This is a genomic window from Senegalimassilia anaerobia JC110, assembly GCF_000236865.1.
In the GTDB taxonomy this organism is placed as follows: domain Bacteria; phylum Actinomycetota; class Coriobacteriia; order Coriobacteriales; family Eggerthellaceae; genus Senegalimassilia; species Senegalimassilia anaerobia.
Map to the genome: position 1 here is coordinate 109,566 of NZ_HE611016.1, position 17,690 is coordinate 127,255.

Sequence of the window (17,690 nt, forward strand, 5' to 3'; positions counted from 1 at the left end):
CGGAGGATTGGATGCAGGGATGGGAGCTTCATCGCCCAAGCACGCGGCCGAGCTCAAGCAATATGTTGATCGTTGCGAGCCCGCGGCCTTGCCCGCGGTCGCGCCCCTGCGGGTTCTGGATGGTTTCGCAGGAAAAGGGCGCCGATTTCGCCATGGTCCTGGACTTCTGTGCGGTTTTCGGCGGGGGTTGTTCGCCGTCGGCTTAGCCGACCTGGGGAAACGCCGGCGTGTTGCGGTGTTTCGGGCCGGTTCGGCCTGCGAAACCGCCCAGAAGTTGCAGGCGGGGTTCGCTCGTGCTGAAGGTAGCGCATCTAAACACGTGTTCCAGTCCCGCCGGCGCTGGTCGCAGGTATTGCGATTACTGAGCTGTGTGCGTTGATGCTCGAGCGCGAATGGAGGACGGAAGAGAATTCGAGGCGGCCTCGGGGAGAAGCCGTCTTGGGTGAGGCGCTTGTAGGCGGTGCCGCGCGACTGAGCAGGCGCTCTTATGCAGTTGCTCCGTATTTAACCTTGATACCGCTTAGAGCCGCAGGCTATTCTATCGAAAATGAAGTGTGATAATCCTCGAAAATCGAGTACGATAATCCTCGAAAATAAAGTATGCCCACTTCAAATAAGGAGGCTAGGCCATGGTCGCATATGGAACCGAAAAGCCCCAGGCGTATCGTCCGCGTCTCGTCGACGAACGCTTGCAGAGGTTGCTCTCCACCTTCGGCGCAGTCGAGATTCGCGGTACCAAGTGGTGCGGCAAGTCCTGGGCGGCGCTGGCGTTCGGCGAGAGCGTCGTGCATCTTGACGACCCAAACGTCAAGGCGCTGGCCGAGGCCGACCCCGCGCTGGCGCTGCAGGGGGCACGCCCTCACGTCGTTGACGAGTGGCAAGAGGTCCCCTCCACCTGGGATGCCACGCGCCGCGCGGTCGACGCGGCCGGCGGCGAACGCGGCCTGTTCATTCTCACGGGATCTTCCACCCCGGCTAAGGACGCCGTTACCCACAGCGGCGCCGGGCGCATCGCCCGCGTGGACATGAGCACCATGACGCTGTGGGAGCGCGGCCTGTCCACGGGCTCGGTGTCGCTGTCCGGGCTGTTCGAAAGCGCGTTCGATCCGTCGGCATGCGAAACGTCGCTGGCGCCTTTGGCCGATGCCATATGCTGCGGTGGCTGGCCCGCCCTCGTTGGGGCCGATGCCCAGACGGCCGCAGAGGTCATCGACCAGTACCTCGATGCCATGTTCGAGGTCAGCGTCCCCAAGAAGGGCGGAACGCCCGACATGGCGCGGCGCATCGTGAGTTCGCTCGCGCGCAACGTCGCCACGGCCGCCACCCTGCAGACCATCGCCCAGGACGCCTCGCTGGGAGACGAGGCCGGGGCGCCGGCGGCGTCCACTGTCACCTCCTATTTGAACATGCTCGAGGATATGTACGTCATCGAGGGTCTGCACGGTTGGGATGCCCCCGTAAGGGCCAAGTCGCGCCTGCGCACCAAGCCCAAACGCTACTTCGCCGACCCGTCCATCCCGGCCGCCGCGCTCGGCATGGGGCCGGAGAGGCTGCTCTCCGACGGGCAGACCTTCGGCCTTCTCTTCGAGTCGCTGTGCGTCCACGACCTGCGGGCCTATACCGCGTGCTTGCCGGGCGCCCACCCCGGATCGCTTCGCTACTACGGCGACTCGGACGGGCTGGAGGTCGACGTCGTCATCGAGCTTCGCGACGGCCGCTGGGCAGCGCTGGAGATCAAGCTCGGCGAGGCCAAGGTGCCCGACGGCATCAGGAACATCGAGCGCTTGCGCGAAAAGGTCGCCTCCAACCCGGCGGCCCGCAACCCCAAGCCCGAGTTTTGCGCTGTTGTTACCGCGACGTCTCCCTTCTGCCGCTACGACGCCGCCCATGATGTCTACGTTTTCCCTGTCACCGCTTTGCGGCAGTAAGCGCAGTCGTCGACCCGAATGCAAACAGGGGCGGAGGTGTGTTCGCTGCGATGCCGCGGGTTGCGCCCGCGTTGACGTTGGCGGCTGCCGTGGCTTTGCCTGCGGGTGCCCCCCTGTTCATGTACGATTGCAATCGTACATCGCGGCGGCATGCGCGCCTGATGCATGGTAGCCTCCGTGCGGGGGGCGGCCCTCTTCCCGCTGACTCTTGCCGTTAAGCGGTGGCAAGGCGTCCCGGGACCGTCGAGTTGCGCGGTTGCGCGTGAAAACGGCGTTGGACCTTGCCCCATGCGGTGTGCGTCCGTTTGGCTATTGGAGAAAAGTGCAGGTTATGAGCGGGAACAAAGATAAGGGCAAGAAGTGCGGCCAGTCCAATAAGCTGCCCTTCGTTTTGATGGGCGGGCATATCTGCGTCGATGCCGCACAGGGCGGCTTAGCTTCGGTGCTGCCGTTTCTGGTGATTCAATCCGGGTTCTCGTACACCGAGATAACGGCGCTGGTTTTGGCATCAAACATCGCGTCGGCGGTCATCCAGCCCCTGTTCGGTCTCATGGGCGACAAAAAGGCGCGTCCGTGGCTCATGTCGGTCGGCGTGGCGCTTGCGGGCTTGGGCATCGCGCTGGTGGGCGTTCTGCAGTCGTATTGGCTGGTGGTTTTGGCGGCAATGGTTTCGGGGGTCGGCAATGCCATGCTGCACCCGGAAGGGGCGCGCTTGGCATACCTCGCCGGCGGCGACGACAAAGCCATGAGCATGTCGATTTTCTCCGTCGGCGGCCAAATCGGCTTCTGTCTAGGGCCCATCATCGGCGTCGTCGCCGTTACGGCGTTCGGGCTTTCGGGCACGCTCGTGTATCTGGTCCTCTGCCTTCCGTACGCGCTGGTGCTCCTTGCGCTGAGCAAACGCTTCCTGGCCTTCGGCGTCCGCGGAGGCGGCTCGTTGGCGGGCCGGGGCAAGCGCGACCGATGGGGTGCGTTCGGCGTGGTGCTCGGCGCGCTTTCGGTTCGCTCCATCGTGTTCTATGGCGTGACCAGCTTCTTCCCGCTCTACTTGGTGACCACATTCAACGCGGCGGAAGATTCCGCCTCGCTGCTTATCACCGTGTTCTCGATTTTCGGCGCGGTGGCAACGGCTTCGGCTGGCTTCATGTCGCATCGTGTTTCCACGCCGCGCCTCATGATCGGCTGTTTTGTTCTCATGGTGGCGTCGCTTGCCTCGTTCCTGCTTTCGGGCAGCGTGTGGCTGTGCGTGGCGGCGGTTATGGTGCTGGCGATGTGCTTGAATCTTTTCAACCCGCCCGCCGTGGCGCTGGCGCAGGAGTATCTGCCCGAGCATCTGGGCACAGCGTCGGGGCTCACCTTTGGCGTGGCGGTAGCTGTCGGCGGCATCGCGTCGCCCATGCTCGGTGCGCTGGGCGACGGCGCGGGCCTTGCGTCCGCCATTTGGGTTCTGGCTGCGCTCGCCGCGGCCGGCCTTGCGCTCTCGATCGGCGTCGCCGCGATCGAGCGACGCGGCGCACAGAAAGGCTAGCAAGTGTGCAGTCAAATAAGCGTTGACGCTTGGCGCTGCTGACCAATGGATGCAAGGCCCTCTTCGCGCCTGCTCGGTCACGCGTAAATACCTTCGCCAACCTTGAAGCAGATTGCGGCGTGGCGCCGCTGGCGAAGTGCCGCTACATAGCCGTGCGAACATGCCTCCGTCCCCTGTTCGCCCACGGCATAGGATTTTGGGACGAAAAACGCTAGCATCATCATTGCCGTCAACAATCCGGGGAGCGCATGAGGGGGAATCGCCGTGTATCGCAGGTATACCGATGGGGTGCCGCATCCGCCGTTGGTGAGCGAATATGAGGGCATCGACTCCGGCGGGGTCCCCGAGCTGTTCGTGAGCATGCCGGCCACCTGCCGCGATGTGAGCGATGAGCTGCTGGATTTCATGTGGTACCGGGGAATGTCCATCCCCGAGGTTGCGGCGGTGGCCGGCATTTCGGAGAAAGCCGCCGAGGATCTGATCCTGAAAGGGAAGGGCGCGTCCGCCGACCTTTTCGCGCTGTGCGAGGCGCTGCGCGTCGAGTTGTTCTCGCTCCCTGGCGACGACGAGCTTGAGAGGGGCATGGAATGAAGGAAGCGTACGCGTGGTTGCAGAATCGCCTGGTCGGACGCTTCTTCGAGGGCTCCGATGGTGCGACTCGGTTCGAATACGCCCCGGAAGCTTCTACGCCCATCAGCCTTTCGTTGCCGCTCGACTGCTCCTGGCAAGCCGATGCCCCGGGCGTGTTCTTGGACGGCCTGTTGCCGGACAACGATAGCGAACGCGAGGCGATGCGGTGCTGGTTCGGCGCTGCATCGGCTGACCCGCTCGACCTTCTTGTGGCAACGGATGCGACGGGCGGGCTGTGCTTCACATCCGTTCCCGAGCCGGGGGAGATTGCGTCTCAGGCTCGTGAGTTCGCAAGGGAAAAGGACATTGCAATCAAGGTTTATCGGCTCGGGCGCGGCTGGACGACGTGGCAGTCCGATGATCGCCGCAGCCGTTTCGCCCTTGCGGGTTCGCAGGGCAAATTCGCCTTGGAGCGGTTCGACGACCGCTGGACCTGGCCGAACGCCAAGCACCCTTCGACCCACATCGTGAAGCCGCCCCATGAGCGCTTTTGCGGCGCCCCGCTGGTGGAGGATGCGACCATGCATCTTGCGGCAGCGTGCGGGCTGGATGTCGCAAGGTCGTTCGTGCGGTCGTTCGGCGAAGATCAGGCTTACGTTGTCGAAAGGTTCGATCGCGAGGTCTGCGCCGACGGGCAGGTTTTGCGCATCCATGTTGAGGATTTCACGCAAGCGTTGGGCGTTTCGCGGCATGCGAAGTATTCCGTGACCGCTGCCGATGCGTTTGCCCTGTTGAAAGGGCTGTCTAACGGCCGCTCGTTGGTTAGGGAGTGGGCAAAGCAGCTCGTTTTCAACACGTTGGTGGGGAATTGCGACGCGCACGGCAAGAACTACAGCCTGTTTTTGCGACCGGACGGAAGCGTTGATTTGTGCCCTCTTTACGACGCCCTTTGCACGCGAGTGTGGCAAGAGACCGGCGATTTGCTGGCAATGCCGATCAATTCCAAGAAGCGGGCAAGCGAGCTGTCCTTGTCCGATTGGGCAGCGGAAGCGGCAGCGTCGGGGCTTTGCGAAGACGAGCTTGTTGGGGCGGTCGAAACCACTGCTGCGCAAATCGCAACGCATGCGCCAGCCGTCCTGGCCGAATACCCAGATTGGATAAGGGAAGCAATGACCACGGTGATCACCGCCGACAACCAGCAGCTGTTCCAGGAGCTGGGACTGCGGCTTTAGAGATGGCATCCGCAACGGCGATGCGTCGGTGAACAGGGGACGGAGGCGCGTTCATAAATGAACGCGCCTCCGTCCCCTGTTCACGTACACCGTTCAAAATACTTAACATTCTTGATATTGAGACAATATTAAATATTTTGTATACTCGGGCTACTAAGGCAAATACAAAGTATTTTGAACGGCGGCATAGCATGTGGACCAACGCTTACTCATACGAGGACATCGGCGAGTTTCTGCGGGAGGCGCGCAGGGCGCGCGGTATCACGCAGGTAGAGATGGCGAGAAAGCTCGGCTTCTCGTCGGTCACGCTCTCGGCGCTCGAGACGGGCAAGAACGTGTCGGCGATCAAGGTTGACCGCTACCTGCAGCAGCTGGGTTTTCGCATGGTGATCGTGCCCAAGGGCGCGGATGTGGAGGTGAACGAATGAGACAGCTCGACGTTTACCTCGGAGAAAGCCTGATCGGACGCATCGTCGAGAACCGCAAGGGCGGGCGCTTCGAGTATGAGCAATCGATTGTTGGCAAACTTGCCGGCCGGCCGGTGCTTTCAATGGCGTTTCCCGCAAAAGTTCGCCCGTTCGGCGAGGCGAAAACTTCTGCTTGGTTCAATGGCCTGCTTCCCGAGGGAAACCGCCGCGACGAGGTTTGCAGGAGCCTTGGCGTGTTGCCGTATGACTGGATCGGCCTTCTCGCCGAGATAGGCTGGGAGTGCGCTGGTGCGGTGAGGGTGTTCGAGCACGGTCGTGAGCGCGCTTGCGAACTGCGGCTGGAGGAGATTCCCTCATCGGAGTTGGCTGAAAAGCTTTCGAGCGTTACGGAGCGTCTTCCGCAAGTTGAGAGCGGGTTGTTTCGCATGTCGCTGGGCGGCTTTCAGGAGAAGATGTGCGTTGTCATGCCGGCGATTCCCGAGGGGGCATCTTTCGTCGCTGCTGATGACGTTTTGCTTCCGATGGGTGACAGCCCCAGCACGCATATCCTCAAACCGGAAAGCGAGCATTATCCCGGTTTGGCGGAGTCTGAGGCCTGGGCCATGACGGCGGCCGGGCACGCGGCACGTGCATCCAGGGTGGCCCTTCTCGATCTGGACGATGCGCCGAGCACGCTGGTGGTTGAGCGTTACGACAGAATTGCCGACAATGGCTCCGCGCATGTGCTCAGGCTTCATCAGGAGGATGTTTGCCAGGCGCTTGGAATCGACCCGCACGGTAAGTACGCTGCTGCGGGTGCGCCTAAGGGCAATGATCCCACATACGTTGCAATTGCCGGTTTGCTGCAGAAGTTCTCTTCCGATCCCGAAGGCGAGAAGGCGGAGCTGCTGCGTCAGCTTGTTGCGAACCTGGCGCTTGGCAACTGGGATGCGCATGCCAAGAACACGTCGTTTCTCTACTGCGAGCAAATGGTCCCCACGCTCGCACCGCTCTACGATGTGGTGCCCATTGCCGAGGTCGAGCCGCGCACGACGCTTCTTTCCATGCGCGTGAATGGAGTGATAGACCCCGGGAAGCTTACACGGGCCGATGTCGTCGCCGAGGCTGTTTCCTGGGGATTGGCCACAACGGATGTTGAGTCGGTCGTCGACCGCGTGATTAAGGATCTTGAGGAGGGTATCCGGATCGCATCGACGGCTTATCCGGCCGCTGCAGCCCGCCATGGGGCAAACGCGCTGGAAAGGATTCGCAAACTGAAAGGGGGCATCTGGCCTTGAGGCGGTGTTGACCCTGGCGGGCGAGTGAGCCGATGGGTGACCGGGGCAAACAGGGGACGGAGGTGTGTTCGCTTATGAACGCCCCTCCGTCCCCTGTTCACGCTGGCCGTCGTCGCGCGACTTCGCCCTTTCGCCCTACAGCCCCTAGCGGGCGTATTCTAGGTAGCCGGCTACGCTGTAGTGCTCTGCCCAGTCATCGGCCGGGGAGCCTTCTCCGCCGACGATTCCGAGGAAGCCGTTCTCGACTTTCTCACCCTTCTCATTCACTACCAGGGCGTACCAGTGGCCGTATTCGTGCGTGGGTTTGCGCAGCTGGCAGGCCAGCGTCAGCTTCGGTTCGCCCTTTTTGCGGAAGAACGCACCTTCCTCGTTGAGTTTCTTGATGAGCGTACCGTCAAGCCAGAAGCAGATGAACGGCGCCTCGAACGCGTCGGTGAGCGCTCCGGCCTCGCTGTTGTACACGTAGCAGAACAGCGCGCGGTCGCGCGAGCGGGCGAGAAGGTCCACCTCGCTGTCCTTGAGCTTGAACTCGACCACGGCGAACGCGCCGGGGCGGTTCGGGTTTTCGCTTACGGTGGTCACCGCCGTCTTGACCTGGAAAAAGAACGTTTCGGGCGGTGTGTCTGGCTTCTCAAGTTGCTGCTTGAGGTTCAGCGACACCACGTCGATGCCCATATCCGCGGGCGGGCGAAGCGCGTCCAGCCCGTTGCGGTACAGCGAGCTCATCAGCTGGTACTCGCCGGTGTATCCGTTGTAAAGCAGGTTATAGAAATCTTGGGCCACGCGCCGCTCCTCCTCTTGGTTCGAATGGTTAGATTCTAGCGTTGGGTCGTGCGATCCTTTGCGAGAAGTTGCCGGTTTTGACCCATCGAACAGGGTAGGGAAGCAGGTGTTCGGCTTGGAGTGCGCTTGCCGCTTGCCTGCCGCTTTCAGCCTCGCAGGTATGGGGCGAGGGTGTTGGCACACTCTTTAGCCATGAGGTTTGCGCGTTCGAGGACTTTTGTGCGTAGGTCGTCGTCGAGTAGGACGATTTGCGCGATGAGCGCCTTCGCGATTTGCAGCTCGTCGAGCCAGGGCTCGTCTTCCCAGAGGTCCTTCAGCGCGTCCGTGGCGTCAAGGGCCTTGGCGTATTGCGCGTCCGACGACTTGGCCAGCGCGCCTTCCTTGTTGTTGCGGATTTCCCAGACGAAGGTGCACGCGGGGTTCCCGACCTGGGTATGCGCCTTGACCGAGCGGTTGTCCGGATGTTCCGCCGCTCGCGGGTTGGTTCGCGCGAGATATGCGGCGCGACTCGGCAGCGCGGCCGAGATTTGCCCCGTGATCGCGAGCATCTCCTCGGCGTGCGCGCAATACACGTCGCAAACCTGGAACGGGGTTCTGCGCTCGGCTTCGACAAGCTGCTCGTCCGGTGTGCTCCACGCGCCGTCTACGCGGGCGGCGTTTGCGTGGGCGATGCGCTCGCTCAGGCTTTTGCGGCCAGCCGATTCGTTCGAATTTGCGTGTTGGCTTGTCTTGTTCGAGCTTGCGCGGGCGATTTGCTCGCTCAGGCTTTTGCGCACGTTCGTTTCGCTCATCTTCGCTCCTTCCTTAGGCTGCTGCGCCGGAATCGCCATCTAGGTTATCGGCGTCGAACAGCGTATCGACCCAGATCTCGTCGTCCGGTCCCGGCGGGGGAAGGAAGTCAAGATCGTCGTCTTCGCAGATCGAAAACGCTTTGTGATTCTCCGGCACCTCCCAGGTCGCGGCAACTCCGCAATCCCCGGGCGCTTCTCCATCAGCAGCAGCTTCGAAGTCCTCGGGTGCTTCCCAGGTTGCGGATGCCTCGCAATTCGCAAAAGCTTCGCAGCATGCGGGCGCTTTGAAGTTCGCGGCGAGTTCGCGATTTGCGGACGATCTACGGGTTGCGGCAGCTTCGCAATCCGTCGCCCCTTCCCAATTCCCGGGCATCTCGCAACTCGCGACAAACTCCCGATACCGCGGGTGCTGCTCGAGCGCATAAGCGGGTTCGCATATGCCGCGGCGGCTTCGCTCGAATAGCCACCAGTTTCCGGCCGGCGTCTCGAGAAGCGTCGAAGGCAGCTTGTTGGCGCGCAACGCGAAATACTTCGCCGTCCGCTCGTCTTGGAAGCCCAGTACCAGGTGGCGGTCGCAATTGCCGATGATCGAGTTCGCCACCGCCTGATCGTAGCGCGCCTCAAGCTGGCTGACCGTTTGGCAGATGATGGTGCAGCTGACTTCGCGGCTGCGGATGACGGAAAGCACGTCGTCGAAGCCGGGCAGCGTCAGGTTCGCAAAATCGTCCAACATGAAGCGAACGGGCACAGGCAGACGTCCACCATCGCAGCGCGTGTCTGCGAAATCGCACAGGCTTGAGAACGCTTGGCGAATGAAAAGGCTGGTCAGAGGCGCCAAACTGCGGTCCATGTCGTCCATGGTCACGAACAGCGCGCGACGCTCGCGCCCAAGGTCGCAAAAGTCGATTTGCTGCGCCTTACGAAACGATGCAAGCGCCCCGTCGAACGTCAGCGGCAGCAGGTTTGCGGCGATGATGCCCATAATGCTCGAGTGCATTTTGTCGGCGCGCGCCGTGCTCCTTGCGCGGCGGAATAGCGAGGCGGCGTAGCTATCGGGGTCCTGCTTGGAAAGGTCGGCGAACAGCGCTTCGGCGTTGCCTTCGCACGCCTGCTCGTACACGCTTACCACCGACGCCATGTTCCACTCGCGGTCGGGCAGCGCCTCGAACACGTAGGCGATGTAGCTGGCAACGTAGTTGGCCGCCGCGCCCGCCCAGAACGGGTCGTCGCCCATGTCCGCACGGGGGAACAGCGCGCTGGCGATCGCGATGATGTCCTGCGCAAGAGGGCGACCTTTGCGCCAGCGAACGTGGTGAAGCGGGTCGTAGCCGATCTCGCCGTCCATGGTGGTGAAGTCAAGGCTGTCAACGATGTACCCATGGGCCCGCAAATACGGTGCCATCTCGTCATGTAGGCGGCCCTTGGAGTCGAGCACGATGTAGGAACCCTCGCACTGCAGCAGGTTGGGCTTCAGGAAATTGCGCGTTTTGCCCGATCCGGAACAGCCCAGAACGAGCACATTGTTGTTGAGGCCGGTCGCCCACGAGTCCATGCTCGCGGCGTGTCCGGAGGTGAGGATGAGCTGCCCCGCGTAGGCGGCGCGGGCATTCGCAAGGTTGTCTATCATGGCTGCTTTCGCTTTCTACTACAGGTTTGCGCTGGTGAATGGGGTGTGGGGAAGGGGCTGCCGCGCCCGCGATAGGAGGAGACATCCCGTAACGGTGGCCGATTGCTAGGCCCGGGACACGGCAAGCCGCGCTCGCGGCCGACACCTCGTCAAAGCCTGGTGATGACGCGGTCCGCAAGGCCCGCTTCGACGGCTTCTTCCGCTTCGAAATAGGTGTCGGAGGCCGTAAGCTCGAAGACGCGCTCGATCGACATGCCGCTGTGCCGCGCGATGACGCCGGCCGTGATGTCGCGGATGCGCATGAGGTCGTCGGCCCGGGCTTTCACGGAAAGCGCGCTGCCGCCGGCGCCGGCGCCGATGAGCGGGTCATGGATCATGACGCGGCTGTGCGGTAGGATCTCACGCTCGTCGCCCGCGATGAACAGCAGCGCTCCCATGCTTGCCGCCATGCCAAGGCAAACGGTGCGGATGGGGCAGCTCACGGCTTGCATGACGTCGTAAAGCGCCAGGCCGGACTGGACTTCACCGCCTGGGCTGTTGATATAAAGCGTGATGGGCGTCGTGGAATCTTGACGCTGGAGGTGAAGCAGGCCGCGGATGACGACGGCGCAGGATTCGGCATCCACCGAGGTCATAAGCTCGAGTACGCGTTGGTCGAGCATCTCGTCGCGGATGTCGAGGCGATTGAGGCCTTCTGCGGTTTCGCGGATGATTTGAGGTTGATAGACGAATGCATATTCGCTCATGACGAGCTCCTTCCGAGGGCGAGACGGGACAACCTAGGACGCAATAGGGAAGGCGCAAATCGGCAGCAAGCTAGCATGAGCTGCCATGCGCAGGGCGTCGCTTATAAGGTTGTATGGGAAAATCCGATGCACGACAGCTGCATCGGCAACTCCTATAGGCGCAAGGCCTATCTGCCAGGAGGCGGGTCTCGCGACCCTCGGGTGCTTAAGCACAGTAGCACACGTCAAAGCAGCACGCAAGTGGGGAAATGAAAAAGTTTCGGACTGCTGTCCGTGCCTGGTATTTACGTCTTCGCGGCGGTTTTCTTGGGAAAAAACTAGGCGGAACCGCTTTCGCGACCCCGCCTTACAAAACCAATAGGTTTTTTTATCTATAAGCATTATTACTTATCGGAACCAACTGTCAATCACTTTTGTTAAAAAAGCCGCGCAAGACCGAATGATGTCGTTAGAAGGCGCAAGGTCCGCCGTCTCGGACAGTTGTTTCTTGAGATTTACCAGGTCAGATGCTGCTTTTCTTTTTCCTGACCCCTCAGGCACGAGTTTCGTGTGAAGGTACATGAGCGTTACAATCTGCCTGATGCGGGGATTCCTCATCCTGCCCGTTCTGACTCGATGCGAGATGCCTGCTTGGGCCAAGGCGGACAATACCGCTGAGTCGGTACCGACGGTTGTGTCAACTACGGCGATTCCGTTTAGCATGTCCGACGAGTGAGCACAGGCGTTTCTCACCGACTTGGCTTGGCGCAGCATGTAGTGCTCGTGCCTCATTTCCTCATTGCCCCAACGTTCGGCGCAGTATAGATACAGGTCTATAAAGCTTCCGAACGAAAAAAGCTCCATCAGTACCCAGATGGGCATGTCGGCTGGGCTACCGTATTTTCTGACAAGATCGCCGCAAAACAGGTCGCGACTCATCATGCTGATTTCGCCTTCGCGGCGCCTGCGCTCGCTATGGTTGAGGCTAGCCATGTAATCGCGTGCGATCGTATAGCCGTCTTCGTTATTGCGTTCAGTCGTGATGCACACCAGCTTCGTCCGCGCTGCGTGTTCCACGTTAAGTGTTAGCGGCAACAGCGCATAGCGTAGGTCGCGGTCGAGCGAGGCGAGTGCTTTCAGGTGCCCGAAGTCGAGGTTGACGTACTGGCCATCGTATTGTCCGCCGATGCGTTTTTCAAAGAGGATCCTGTATGCGGCGATTTTGAAGAAATAGGTGTGGTTGGCGAGGTATTCGGCAGCATCCTTTTCGGAACAGAGCTTGAATGTGACGCCCTTCGACTTAAGATGCTCGATCTGCTGGTTGGTTGTGAGCAGGGCCTTGCGCTGCTTGATACCGTCGGTTTCCGCCATTCCTTTTCCTCTCGCTTCGATGTTCGGGCGATTATACAGGCTTCGTAGCAGAAGGTCTTGCGCTCATCCTTGTAGCGTAGTTTTGCCTGTCTTGTATTTGCATCAGCAAACGTGATTGCTAATTGTTGCGGTGCTTTTGCCAAGAGCGGTTGCGCGAATGGCGGCCCCGCGAACGCTCCCGGCGCGCCGTCTCTCATTCGCCTCCTCCCCGTACTCCGAAAGCGGGGGCAATACAAGACTGCAATCGTTGAGCGGAATGGGGTAGGCTGGCACCTGAGGACTGAAGCAGGCCCGCTTCCGCGGTGCCGGCCGGTTCTCGTCACAAATCCCACGTGATGCGTCGGGGGACGCGGGGATGGGACGCATATTCGACCGAACGATCACCTGCCCAGTTGAACGCCAAGGTTGTATTGGAGCCGCCCTTCGGGGCTGCAACCTTGCCGATCATGAACAGGCGAAGCTGCATTGGAGCCGCCCGTAAGGGCTGTAGCTGTGTCTTTTCGAATCCGGGCTGGGGTTGATCATCTCGTTCACAGGGGTTTGCGATACCCCTTTCTCGGTCTGTGCAACGATTCGGGGGAATCTTGCGCTGCTCAGCTTGATCTGAACTGCGCCGCGTCGCTCAAACGTGGGGAAATCCAATATCACTTGCTGCGTTTTCGCAGTTCTCTTTCCAAAGGAGAATGTCATGGCTATTTCCACCGAGATCGTCGGGAAGACCTTTGGCCCGTTCGTGCGCGACTACACCTTCAAGGACCTTGAGATTTGCGCTCTTGGTTGCGGCGCCGGCTGGGACGGCCGCGTGGACCTTGAGTACGTCAACGAGGGCGACGCCAAGAACCCGGACCTGAAGGTTCTGCCCATCTTCGCCGTGCCGCTGACCGTCAACGAGGAGATGACCACCACCCTCGACTACGGCTTCGACTACTCCGGCTCGCTGCACTACGGTATCGACGTGCACTTCCATGCGCCGTTCAAGATGAACGACCACATCGAGACGTTCGTGACCCAGGAGGCCATCTGGGACCGCGGCGAGGGTCGCGGCTCGCTGTCCAAGCAGGTCGGCAAGTCGTACTCCGCCGACGGCACCCATCTGTGCACGGTCGACACCTACGACTGCTGCATCTATGACGGCGGTTGGGGCGGCGAGCAGCCGCCGAGGGACTCCGTGGAGTACCCCGATCGCGAGCCCGATTTCACCTACGAGGAAACCTACGGCTACAACTGGCCGCTCGTGTATCGCCTGATGGGCGACTGGCATCAGCAGCACATCGACTGGTCCTACACCGAGCAGACCGGCCTTGAGCGCCCCATCGCCCACGGCGTCAGCAGTGCCGGCGTGGCCATGCGCCACGTCATCTCCCTGCTGTTCCCGGGCCATCCCGATGCGATGACGCGCTTCAAGTGCCGCTTCACCTCCCCGGTGCTGCCGGGCGTGCGCCTGCGCACCATCGTGTGGAAGACCGCCGAGGGCGAGGCGAAGTTCCGCATGGTCAACGCCGACGCGCCCGACTCCAAGCCGTTCCTGAACCACGGCATCGTCGAGTGGGATCCCACTCGCGCCTAGCGGTTTTGCGCCGCAGCCGGGCGGCGGTTGGCCGAGCGGCCGATCGATGCCGGGTATGCTGATAACGAAGCGGCTCGCCCGGGCATCGGCTTCGTTTGAACGCGGGTTACGCTTGAAGCGGTAGCGACTTGAGTTTGGTTGCGGCTTGGGAAGATCGGCCGTGAGTTGAGGATAGCTGAGACCGGGTTTCGGCTACGAACGAAATATGATTTGCAACGTGTGGCAGGGATGCGTCCCTGCCACACGTGTTTTTGCCCGACGTTTTGCCGGCGATATCGCGCGCTCGCTTCCGTGTGCGGGAAGCTTTCGCTGCGAATATGCCCCAGATTGCGAGTTTTCCGAATGGCGAACGTGGCGCGGCGTGCGGTGGCTTGCGCTTGGCGCGGCATGCGCATCGTTCGTCGCATTCCGCAAGCGAAATGACCAGCAAGCGCCCTCTCCGCCGCCGGCAAATCCGGGAAACTCGCAATCTGGGACACGGAACGCTGAAAACGTTCCTGCGTGCATCTTCCCTTTGCGGGGTGAACTCGGTTGTACAATGGGCGCGTTCTCGATATCGCTTGATGGAAGCGCGCGCGGAAGGATTTCGCTATGGATACGGGCATCGCTGTTGACACCGCCTCAGGCATCGCTACGGATGCCGCCACGGACGTCGCTATGGACCTGAAACAGGCTATGCGGCAGCGTCACACTGTGCGGAAGTTCACGTCCAAGCCGCTTTCGCCCGAGTTGATCTCGCAGCTCAACGACCGCGTTCGCGCAAACAACGAGCGCCTTGGGCTGGCGATTTCGCTGAAGGTGGGCGACGAATCGGCGCTGCCTGGCGCGCTCAAGCTGTTCTTCGCCAAAGGCGTGCGCAACTATTTTGTGCTGGCCGGCAGCGACAGGCCCGGGCTTGACGAGGATCTTGGCTACGCAAGCGCCGACTTGATGCTTTTTGCGCAGACGCTTGGGTTGAACACGTGGTGGATCGGCGGTATGTTCAGCCGCAAGAACGTCGAGCAGGCTGTGCCGGGGAAGAAGGTTATCGGCATTGTTGCCGTGGGCTTCGGCGTCACGCCGGGCGTCGCGCACAAAAGCAAGACAGCGGCCGAGGTGAGCTCGTACGAGGGCCCGGCGCCGCAGTGGTTTGCAGATGGCGTGCAGGCCGCGCTTCTCGCCCCAACGGCGCTCAATAGGCAATGCTTCCGGATCGCCGGCGCAGGCAACAAGGTTTCCATTAGCGAAAACGGCGGCGCGTTCAGCGGCGCGGACATCGGCATCGTAAAGTACCACTTCGAGCTAGGCGCCGGCAACAAATTCGAGTGGGCGTAGCCCTCCGCGCGTGACGCTTGTGAAATCGGGGGAGACGAGCATGGCGAAAATCGATACGGACGAGCTGCGCGATTACCTGGAGGACTATTGCGGTACGGCGGCGTCTTCTGGGTTTCCTGCGGCGTTGCTCGATGTTGCGGACATCGAGAACATGGACGGCTACGAGCTTTGCGAAAGGGCAGAAGATCTCGGGATCGACCTGGAGCGATTCCGGGTTGACTAGTAGCTTGCGCGCGGGTCAAGCGGGCGCGTTGGCGTTAAGGCGCTGCGACCTTTGACGCGCAAGCGCGTAACAAGTTCTCAGCAAGAAGGCGATGCGAATCGTTCCGCATCGCCTTCTTCGCGTTTGCGGCGGGAGGTCGAGCGCGAAACAATCCCTCGTGTATGGGGCTTGGTAAGAGACCGCAAAGCGAGTCGCAAAAGAGCAGCGCCACAATGCAAATCCCGGTTTGTCGAGATGTTTGGGGAAGAGCAGCGGCTAGTTGAGCTATCTGAGGTATGTGAGACCTTCAATGGCGATAGGAGCAGCAATTATCCTTCGGCTGATGAGCGCATCAACGCTGGCGTTCCTTTTGTCAATGCAGGAAACCTTGCTAATGGAGCAATTGCCTTTAATAACATGGAGTATGTTTCGGAAGAAAAATATCATCAGCTATCTGGCGGAAGAATTCAAACCGGAGATTTGCTCTATTGTCTTCGAGGCTCGCTAGGTAAGTGCGCTTTGGCGGATTTTGATAAAGGGACCATTGCGTCTTCCCTTATGATTATTCGATGCAATCAAGAGCGTATTCAACCGAAATATCTTTACGAAGCAATGGTATCGCCGTTCGTAGAAAGGCAAATGGTCAGCGCAAACAACGGCAGTTCTCAACCAAATCTATCTGCAAAAAGCGTTAAGCAGTTCAAGATTCCTCTTCCTCCCCTCGCTCTCCAGCAAGAGTTCGCCGCCTTTGTCGCCCAGGTCGACAAACTGAGATTTGGTGCTGCTATGCAATGTACCTCCTGTGTGCGGCTTTGACGTTGCTTTGGTCCACCATGGCATACATGAGCGTCGCATCGATTTTCGCGTGGCCTAAAAGTCGCTGCACCTGCTCGATGGGCATGCCTTTATCGATTGCTTTAGTGGCTAGCGTACGTCGGAACTTGTGCGGATGAACTCGATCAAGGCTAAGCTCGCGGCCAAGATTTCTCAGACGTGCTTCAATGCCGCTGATTTGTAGTCGGTTATTCGGTTTGCAAAGCGTGACGAACAGGGCAGGGCAGTGATCACTGCGCGAGTCGAGATAGTTTCGCAAATGGATTTTCGTACGCGCATCGAAGTATACGGGGCGTTCCTTGTTTCCCTTGCCTAGCACAATGCATTCACGCCGTTCGAAATCGACGTCGGCAATGTCAAGCTTCACTAGTTCGCCAACGCGCATGCCCGTTGATGTCAGAAGGTCGATTAACGCGAGGTCACGAAGCGTCTTTGCTCCATCGCGCATTTTCTCCAGCGTCTCATCGGAATACGTGTCCTTCACCGTTCGCGCGGATTTGATTTTCCTGATACGGCGAATGGGACTTTTGAGAATGTAATCCTCGTCTTCGAGCCAGGAGAAGAAGCTGGACAAGATTCGCCTGATGTTGTCGATGCTCGCTTTGCTGCAGCGCGATGTTTGCTCATAATCGGAAAGATAGCGCCGGATGTCCTCAGTGCGCATATAGGTAAGGTGCGCGTCGGTTGTCGATAGCATGCGCGTGATGGTTGATTGATAGTAGCGAATGGTTTTCTCGCTGCACCCTTCAAGACGCTTTGCGGAAAGAAACGACCCCATCAACTCGGTGTTTGCGGGTCCGGTTGTCGGCATTTCGCTCCCATCCTTTAAGGTGATGTCGTAGCGACCAAGCACGCACTCAAGGGTCAGAGATAGCTGTTTCATCGGGGAGTTGTTTAAATGGGCCAGCATCGCTTGCTGAATCGATTGGATAGCGTCTTTCATATGTGGGTCCTTTTCGCGGCAATGAAAAGGACAAGGGTAGCGGAAAAGCGAATGCGAGGGGGGGTTGAGGGAGAGGTAAGAAATTGGCGGTATGTGATTCACCCATCGGGTATCTTGTTTTTGCAAATGGTAATAAATCGTCTGAACGCAAGGGGCTTATCGTGTGCCCAGGTTCGTCTGTAGAAGTAATTTTATCGATGGACTGTTATTGAAATCGGTTAAACTTTTGCCAATCGACATAATTGTCGATTGTAGATGAAGGAGGTGATTGTTTTGGAAATGTTCTTTTCCAAGCTGTTTTTGTCACCGCTGGGGCCAGCGCGTTTTTCCGTGCATTTTGCGCGTGATGGGTTCCGCCGAGCGTAATAATGGTGGATGCTAGTTTTACTGCTAGTATGGCCCCTCCTTCATTCTGGTTGCAGCAAGATGCAATTTGCGGTCTGGAAAGACATAATTGATTTATGGGGTGTGGAGTTAGCCATTAGCTCTTGTAGGCCGGTTGGCATGAGGCCGATTCGGGCGGTATAAGGTATTGCGAGGAGGGCCAACGGTGAGGCAGCCCAGATGGTT

At 59.9% G+C, this 17,690-nt stretch carries 16 protein-coding genes; 10 read left to right on the plus strand and 6 right to left on the minus strand.

Annotated features, from left to right (window positions below; genetic code table 11):
• Positions 1-629 precede the first annotated feature (629 nt).
• The 6 genes from SFHG_RS06730 to SFHG_RS06755 all read left to right on the plus strand — a co-directional run bounded on the left by SFHG_RS06730 (position 630) and on the right by SFHG_RS06755 (position 6,963).
• Positions 630-1,928 (plus strand): ATP-binding protein, encoded by a 1,299-nt coding sequence (locus SFHG_RS06730; RefSeq protein WP_042435547.1) that lies wholly within the window; start codon positions 630-632, stop codon positions 1,926-1,928.
• A 331-nt stretch (positions 1,929-2,259) separates the two neighbouring features.
• Positions 2,260-3,456, plus strand: coding sequence for an MFS transporter (locus SFHG_RS06735; protein ID WP_052297842.1), 1,197 nt, complete (start codon positions 2,260-2,262; stop codon positions 3,454-3,456).
• Between the two features lie 264 nt (positions 3,457-3,720).
• Positions 3,721-4,047 carry a hypothetical protein gene (locus tag SFHG_RS06740; protein ID WP_042435550.1) on the plus strand — a complete coding sequence of 109 codons (327 nt, stop codon included), beginning with the start codon at positions 3,721-3,723 and terminating at the stop codon, positions 4,045-4,047.
• On the plus strand, positions 4,044-5,258 hold the full coding sequence (locus SFHG_RS06745; RefSeq protein ID WP_052297843.1) for a HipA domain-containing protein: 1,215 nt from the start codon (positions 4,044-4,046) through the stop codon (positions 5,256-5,258). Before SFHG_RS06740 ends, SFHG_RS06745 begins: the two co-directional genes overlap by 4 nt.
• A gap of 191 nt (positions 5,259-5,449) precedes the next feature.
• On the plus strand, positions 5,450-5,686 hold the full coding sequence (locus tag SFHG_RS06750; protein WP_042435552.1) for a helix-turn-helix domain-containing protein: 237 nt from the start codon (positions 5,450-5,452) through the stop codon (positions 5,684-5,686).
• A complete protein-coding gene (locus SFHG_RS06755; RefSeq protein ID WP_042435554.1) occupies positions 5,683-6,963 on the plus strand; it encodes a type II toxin-antitoxin system HipA family toxin in 1,281 nt (426 codons plus the stop codon). Before SFHG_RS06750 ends, SFHG_RS06755 begins: the two co-directional genes overlap by 4 nt.
• Positions 6,964-7,107: 144 nt before the next feature.
• On the opposite strand, the gene SFHG_RS06760 is transcribed toward SFHG_RS06755, so the two are convergent.
• The 5 genes from SFHG_RS06760 to SFHG_RS06780 all read right to left on the minus strand — a co-directional run bounded on the left by SFHG_RS06760 (position 7,108) and on the right by SFHG_RS06780 (position 12,260).
• Entirely contained in the window at positions 7,108-7,746 is a 639-nt protein-coding gene (locus tag SFHG_RS06760) for a hypothetical protein (protein WP_042435556.1), read from the minus strand.
• Between the two features lie 146 nt (positions 7,747-7,892).
• The gene (locus tag SFHG_RS06765; RefSeq protein ID WP_042435558.1) at positions 7,893-8,537 is read right to left on the minus strand and encodes a hypothetical protein; all 645 of its coding nucleotides are present in this window, start codon (positions 8,535-8,537) and stop codon (positions 7,893-7,895) included.
• A gap of 13 nt (positions 8,538-8,550) precedes the next feature.
• Positions 8,551-10,164, minus strand: coding sequence for a VirD4-like conjugal transfer protein, CD1115 family (locus SFHG_RS06770; RefSeq protein WP_052297844.1), 1,614 nt, complete (start codon positions 10,162-10,164; stop codon positions 8,551-8,553).
• A 149-nt stretch (positions 10,165-10,313) separates the two neighbouring features.
• The gene (locus tag SFHG_RS06775; RefSeq protein WP_042435561.1) at positions 10,314-10,910 is read right to left on the minus strand and encodes a ClpP family protease; all 597 of its coding nucleotides are present in this window, start codon (positions 10,908-10,910) and stop codon (positions 10,314-10,316) included.
• Between the two features lie 387 nt (positions 10,911-11,297).
• Entirely contained in the window at positions 11,298-12,260 is a 963-nt protein-coding gene (locus SFHG_RS06780; RefSeq protein ID WP_042435563.1) for an Abi family protein, read from the minus strand.
• Positions 12,261-12,948: 688 nt separating this feature from the next.
• Between SFHG_RS06780 and SFHG_RS06785 the strand changes: the two genes are divergently transcribed.
• The 4 genes from SFHG_RS06785 to SFHG_RS10435 all read left to right on the plus strand — a co-directional run bounded on the left by SFHG_RS06785 (position 12,949) and on the right by SFHG_RS10435 (position 16,159).
• Positions 12,949-13,827 carry a MaoC/PaaZ C-terminal domain-containing protein gene (locus SFHG_RS06785; RefSeq protein WP_042435566.1) on the plus strand — a complete coding sequence of 293 codons (879 nt, stop codon included), beginning with the start codon at positions 12,949-12,951 and terminating at the stop codon, positions 13,825-13,827.
• Positions 13,828-14,418: 591 nt separating this feature from the next.
• Positions 14,419-15,141 (plus strand): nitroreductase family protein, encoded by a 723-nt coding sequence (locus tag SFHG_RS06790; RefSeq protein WP_202898139.1) that lies wholly within the window; start codon positions 14,419-14,421, stop codon positions 15,139-15,141.
• 40 nt (positions 15,142-15,181) lie between these two features.
• Complete coding sequence (locus SFHG_RS06795; protein ID WP_042435569.1) at positions 15,182-15,364, plus strand: hypothetical protein; 183 nt, start codon at positions 15,182-15,184, stop codon at positions 15,362-15,364.
• Between the two features lie 51 nt (positions 15,365-15,415).
• Positions 15,416-16,159: a restriction endonuclease subunit S gene (locus SFHG_RS10435; RefSeq protein ID WP_148514798.1), complete on the plus strand. Its 744-nt coding sequence runs from the start codon at positions 15,416-15,418 to the stop codon at positions 16,157-16,159.
• Here SFHG_RS10435 and xerA read toward each other — a convergent pair.
• Positions 16,128-17,120 (minus strand): site-specific tyrosine recombinase/integron integrase, encoded by a 993-nt coding sequence (xerA, locus tag SFHG_RS06800; protein WP_042435572.1) that lies wholly within the window; start codon positions 17,118-17,120, stop codon positions 16,128-16,130. The two genes, SFHG_RS10435 and xerA, sit on opposite strands and share 32 nt — an antisense overlap.
• Positions 17,121-17,690: the final 570 nt, after the last annotated feature.

What these genes read in the sequence shown, in the direction of transcription:
- SFHG_RS06730 (WP_042435547.1), top strand. Translation starts at nt 630, where the DNA reads ATGGTCGCATATGGAACCGAAAAGCCCCAGGCGTATCGTCCGCGTCTC.
- SFHG_RS06735 (WP_052297842.1), top strand. Translation starts at nt 2,260, where the DNA reads ATGAGCGGGAACAAAGATAAGGGCAAGAAGTGCGGCCAGTCCAATAAG.
- SFHG_RS06745 (WP_052297843.1), top strand. Translation starts at nt 4,044, where the DNA reads ATGAAGGAAGCGTACGCGTGGTTGCAGAATCGCCTGGTCGGACGCTTC.
- SFHG_RS06750 (WP_042435552.1), top strand. Translation starts at nt 5,450, where the DNA reads ATGTGGACCAACGCTTACTCATACGAGGACATCGGCGAGTTTCTGCGG.
- SFHG_RS06755 (WP_042435554.1), top strand. Translation starts at nt 5,683, where the DNA reads ATGAGACAGCTCGACGTTTACCTCGGAGAAAGCCTGATCGGACGCATC.
- SFHG_RS06765 (WP_042435558.1), bottom strand. Translation starts at nt 8,537, where the DNA reads ATGAGCGAAACGAACGTGCGCAAAAGCCTGAGCGAGCAAATCGCCCGC.
- SFHG_RS06770 (WP_052297844.1), bottom strand. Translation starts at nt 10,164, where the DNA reads ATGATAGACAACCTTGCGAATGCCCGCGCCGCCTACGCGGGGCAGCTC.
- SFHG_RS06775 (WP_042435561.1), bottom strand. Translation starts at nt 10,910, where the DNA reads ATGAGCGAATATGCATTCGTCTATCAACCTCAAATCATCCGCGAAACC.
- SFHG_RS06780 (WP_042435563.1), bottom strand. Translation starts at nt 12,260, where the DNA reads ATGGCGGAAACCGACGGTATCAAGCAGCGCAAGGCCCTGCTCACAACC.
- SFHG_RS06785 (WP_042435566.1), top strand. Translation starts at nt 12,949, where the DNA reads ATGGCTATTTCCACCGAGATCGTCGGGAAGACCTTTGGCCCGTTCGTG.
- SFHG_RS06790 (WP_202898139.1), top strand. Translation starts at nt 14,419, where the DNA reads ATGGATACGGGCATCGCTGTTGACACCGCCTCAGGCATCGCTACGGAT.
- SFHG_RS06795 (WP_042435569.1), top strand. Translation starts at nt 15,182, where the DNA reads ATGGCGAAAATCGATACGGACGAGCTGCGCGATTACCTGGAGGACTAT.
- xerA (WP_042435572.1), bottom strand. Translation starts at nt 17,120, where the DNA reads ATGAAAGACGCTATCCAATCGATTCAGCAAGCGATGCTGGCCCATTTA.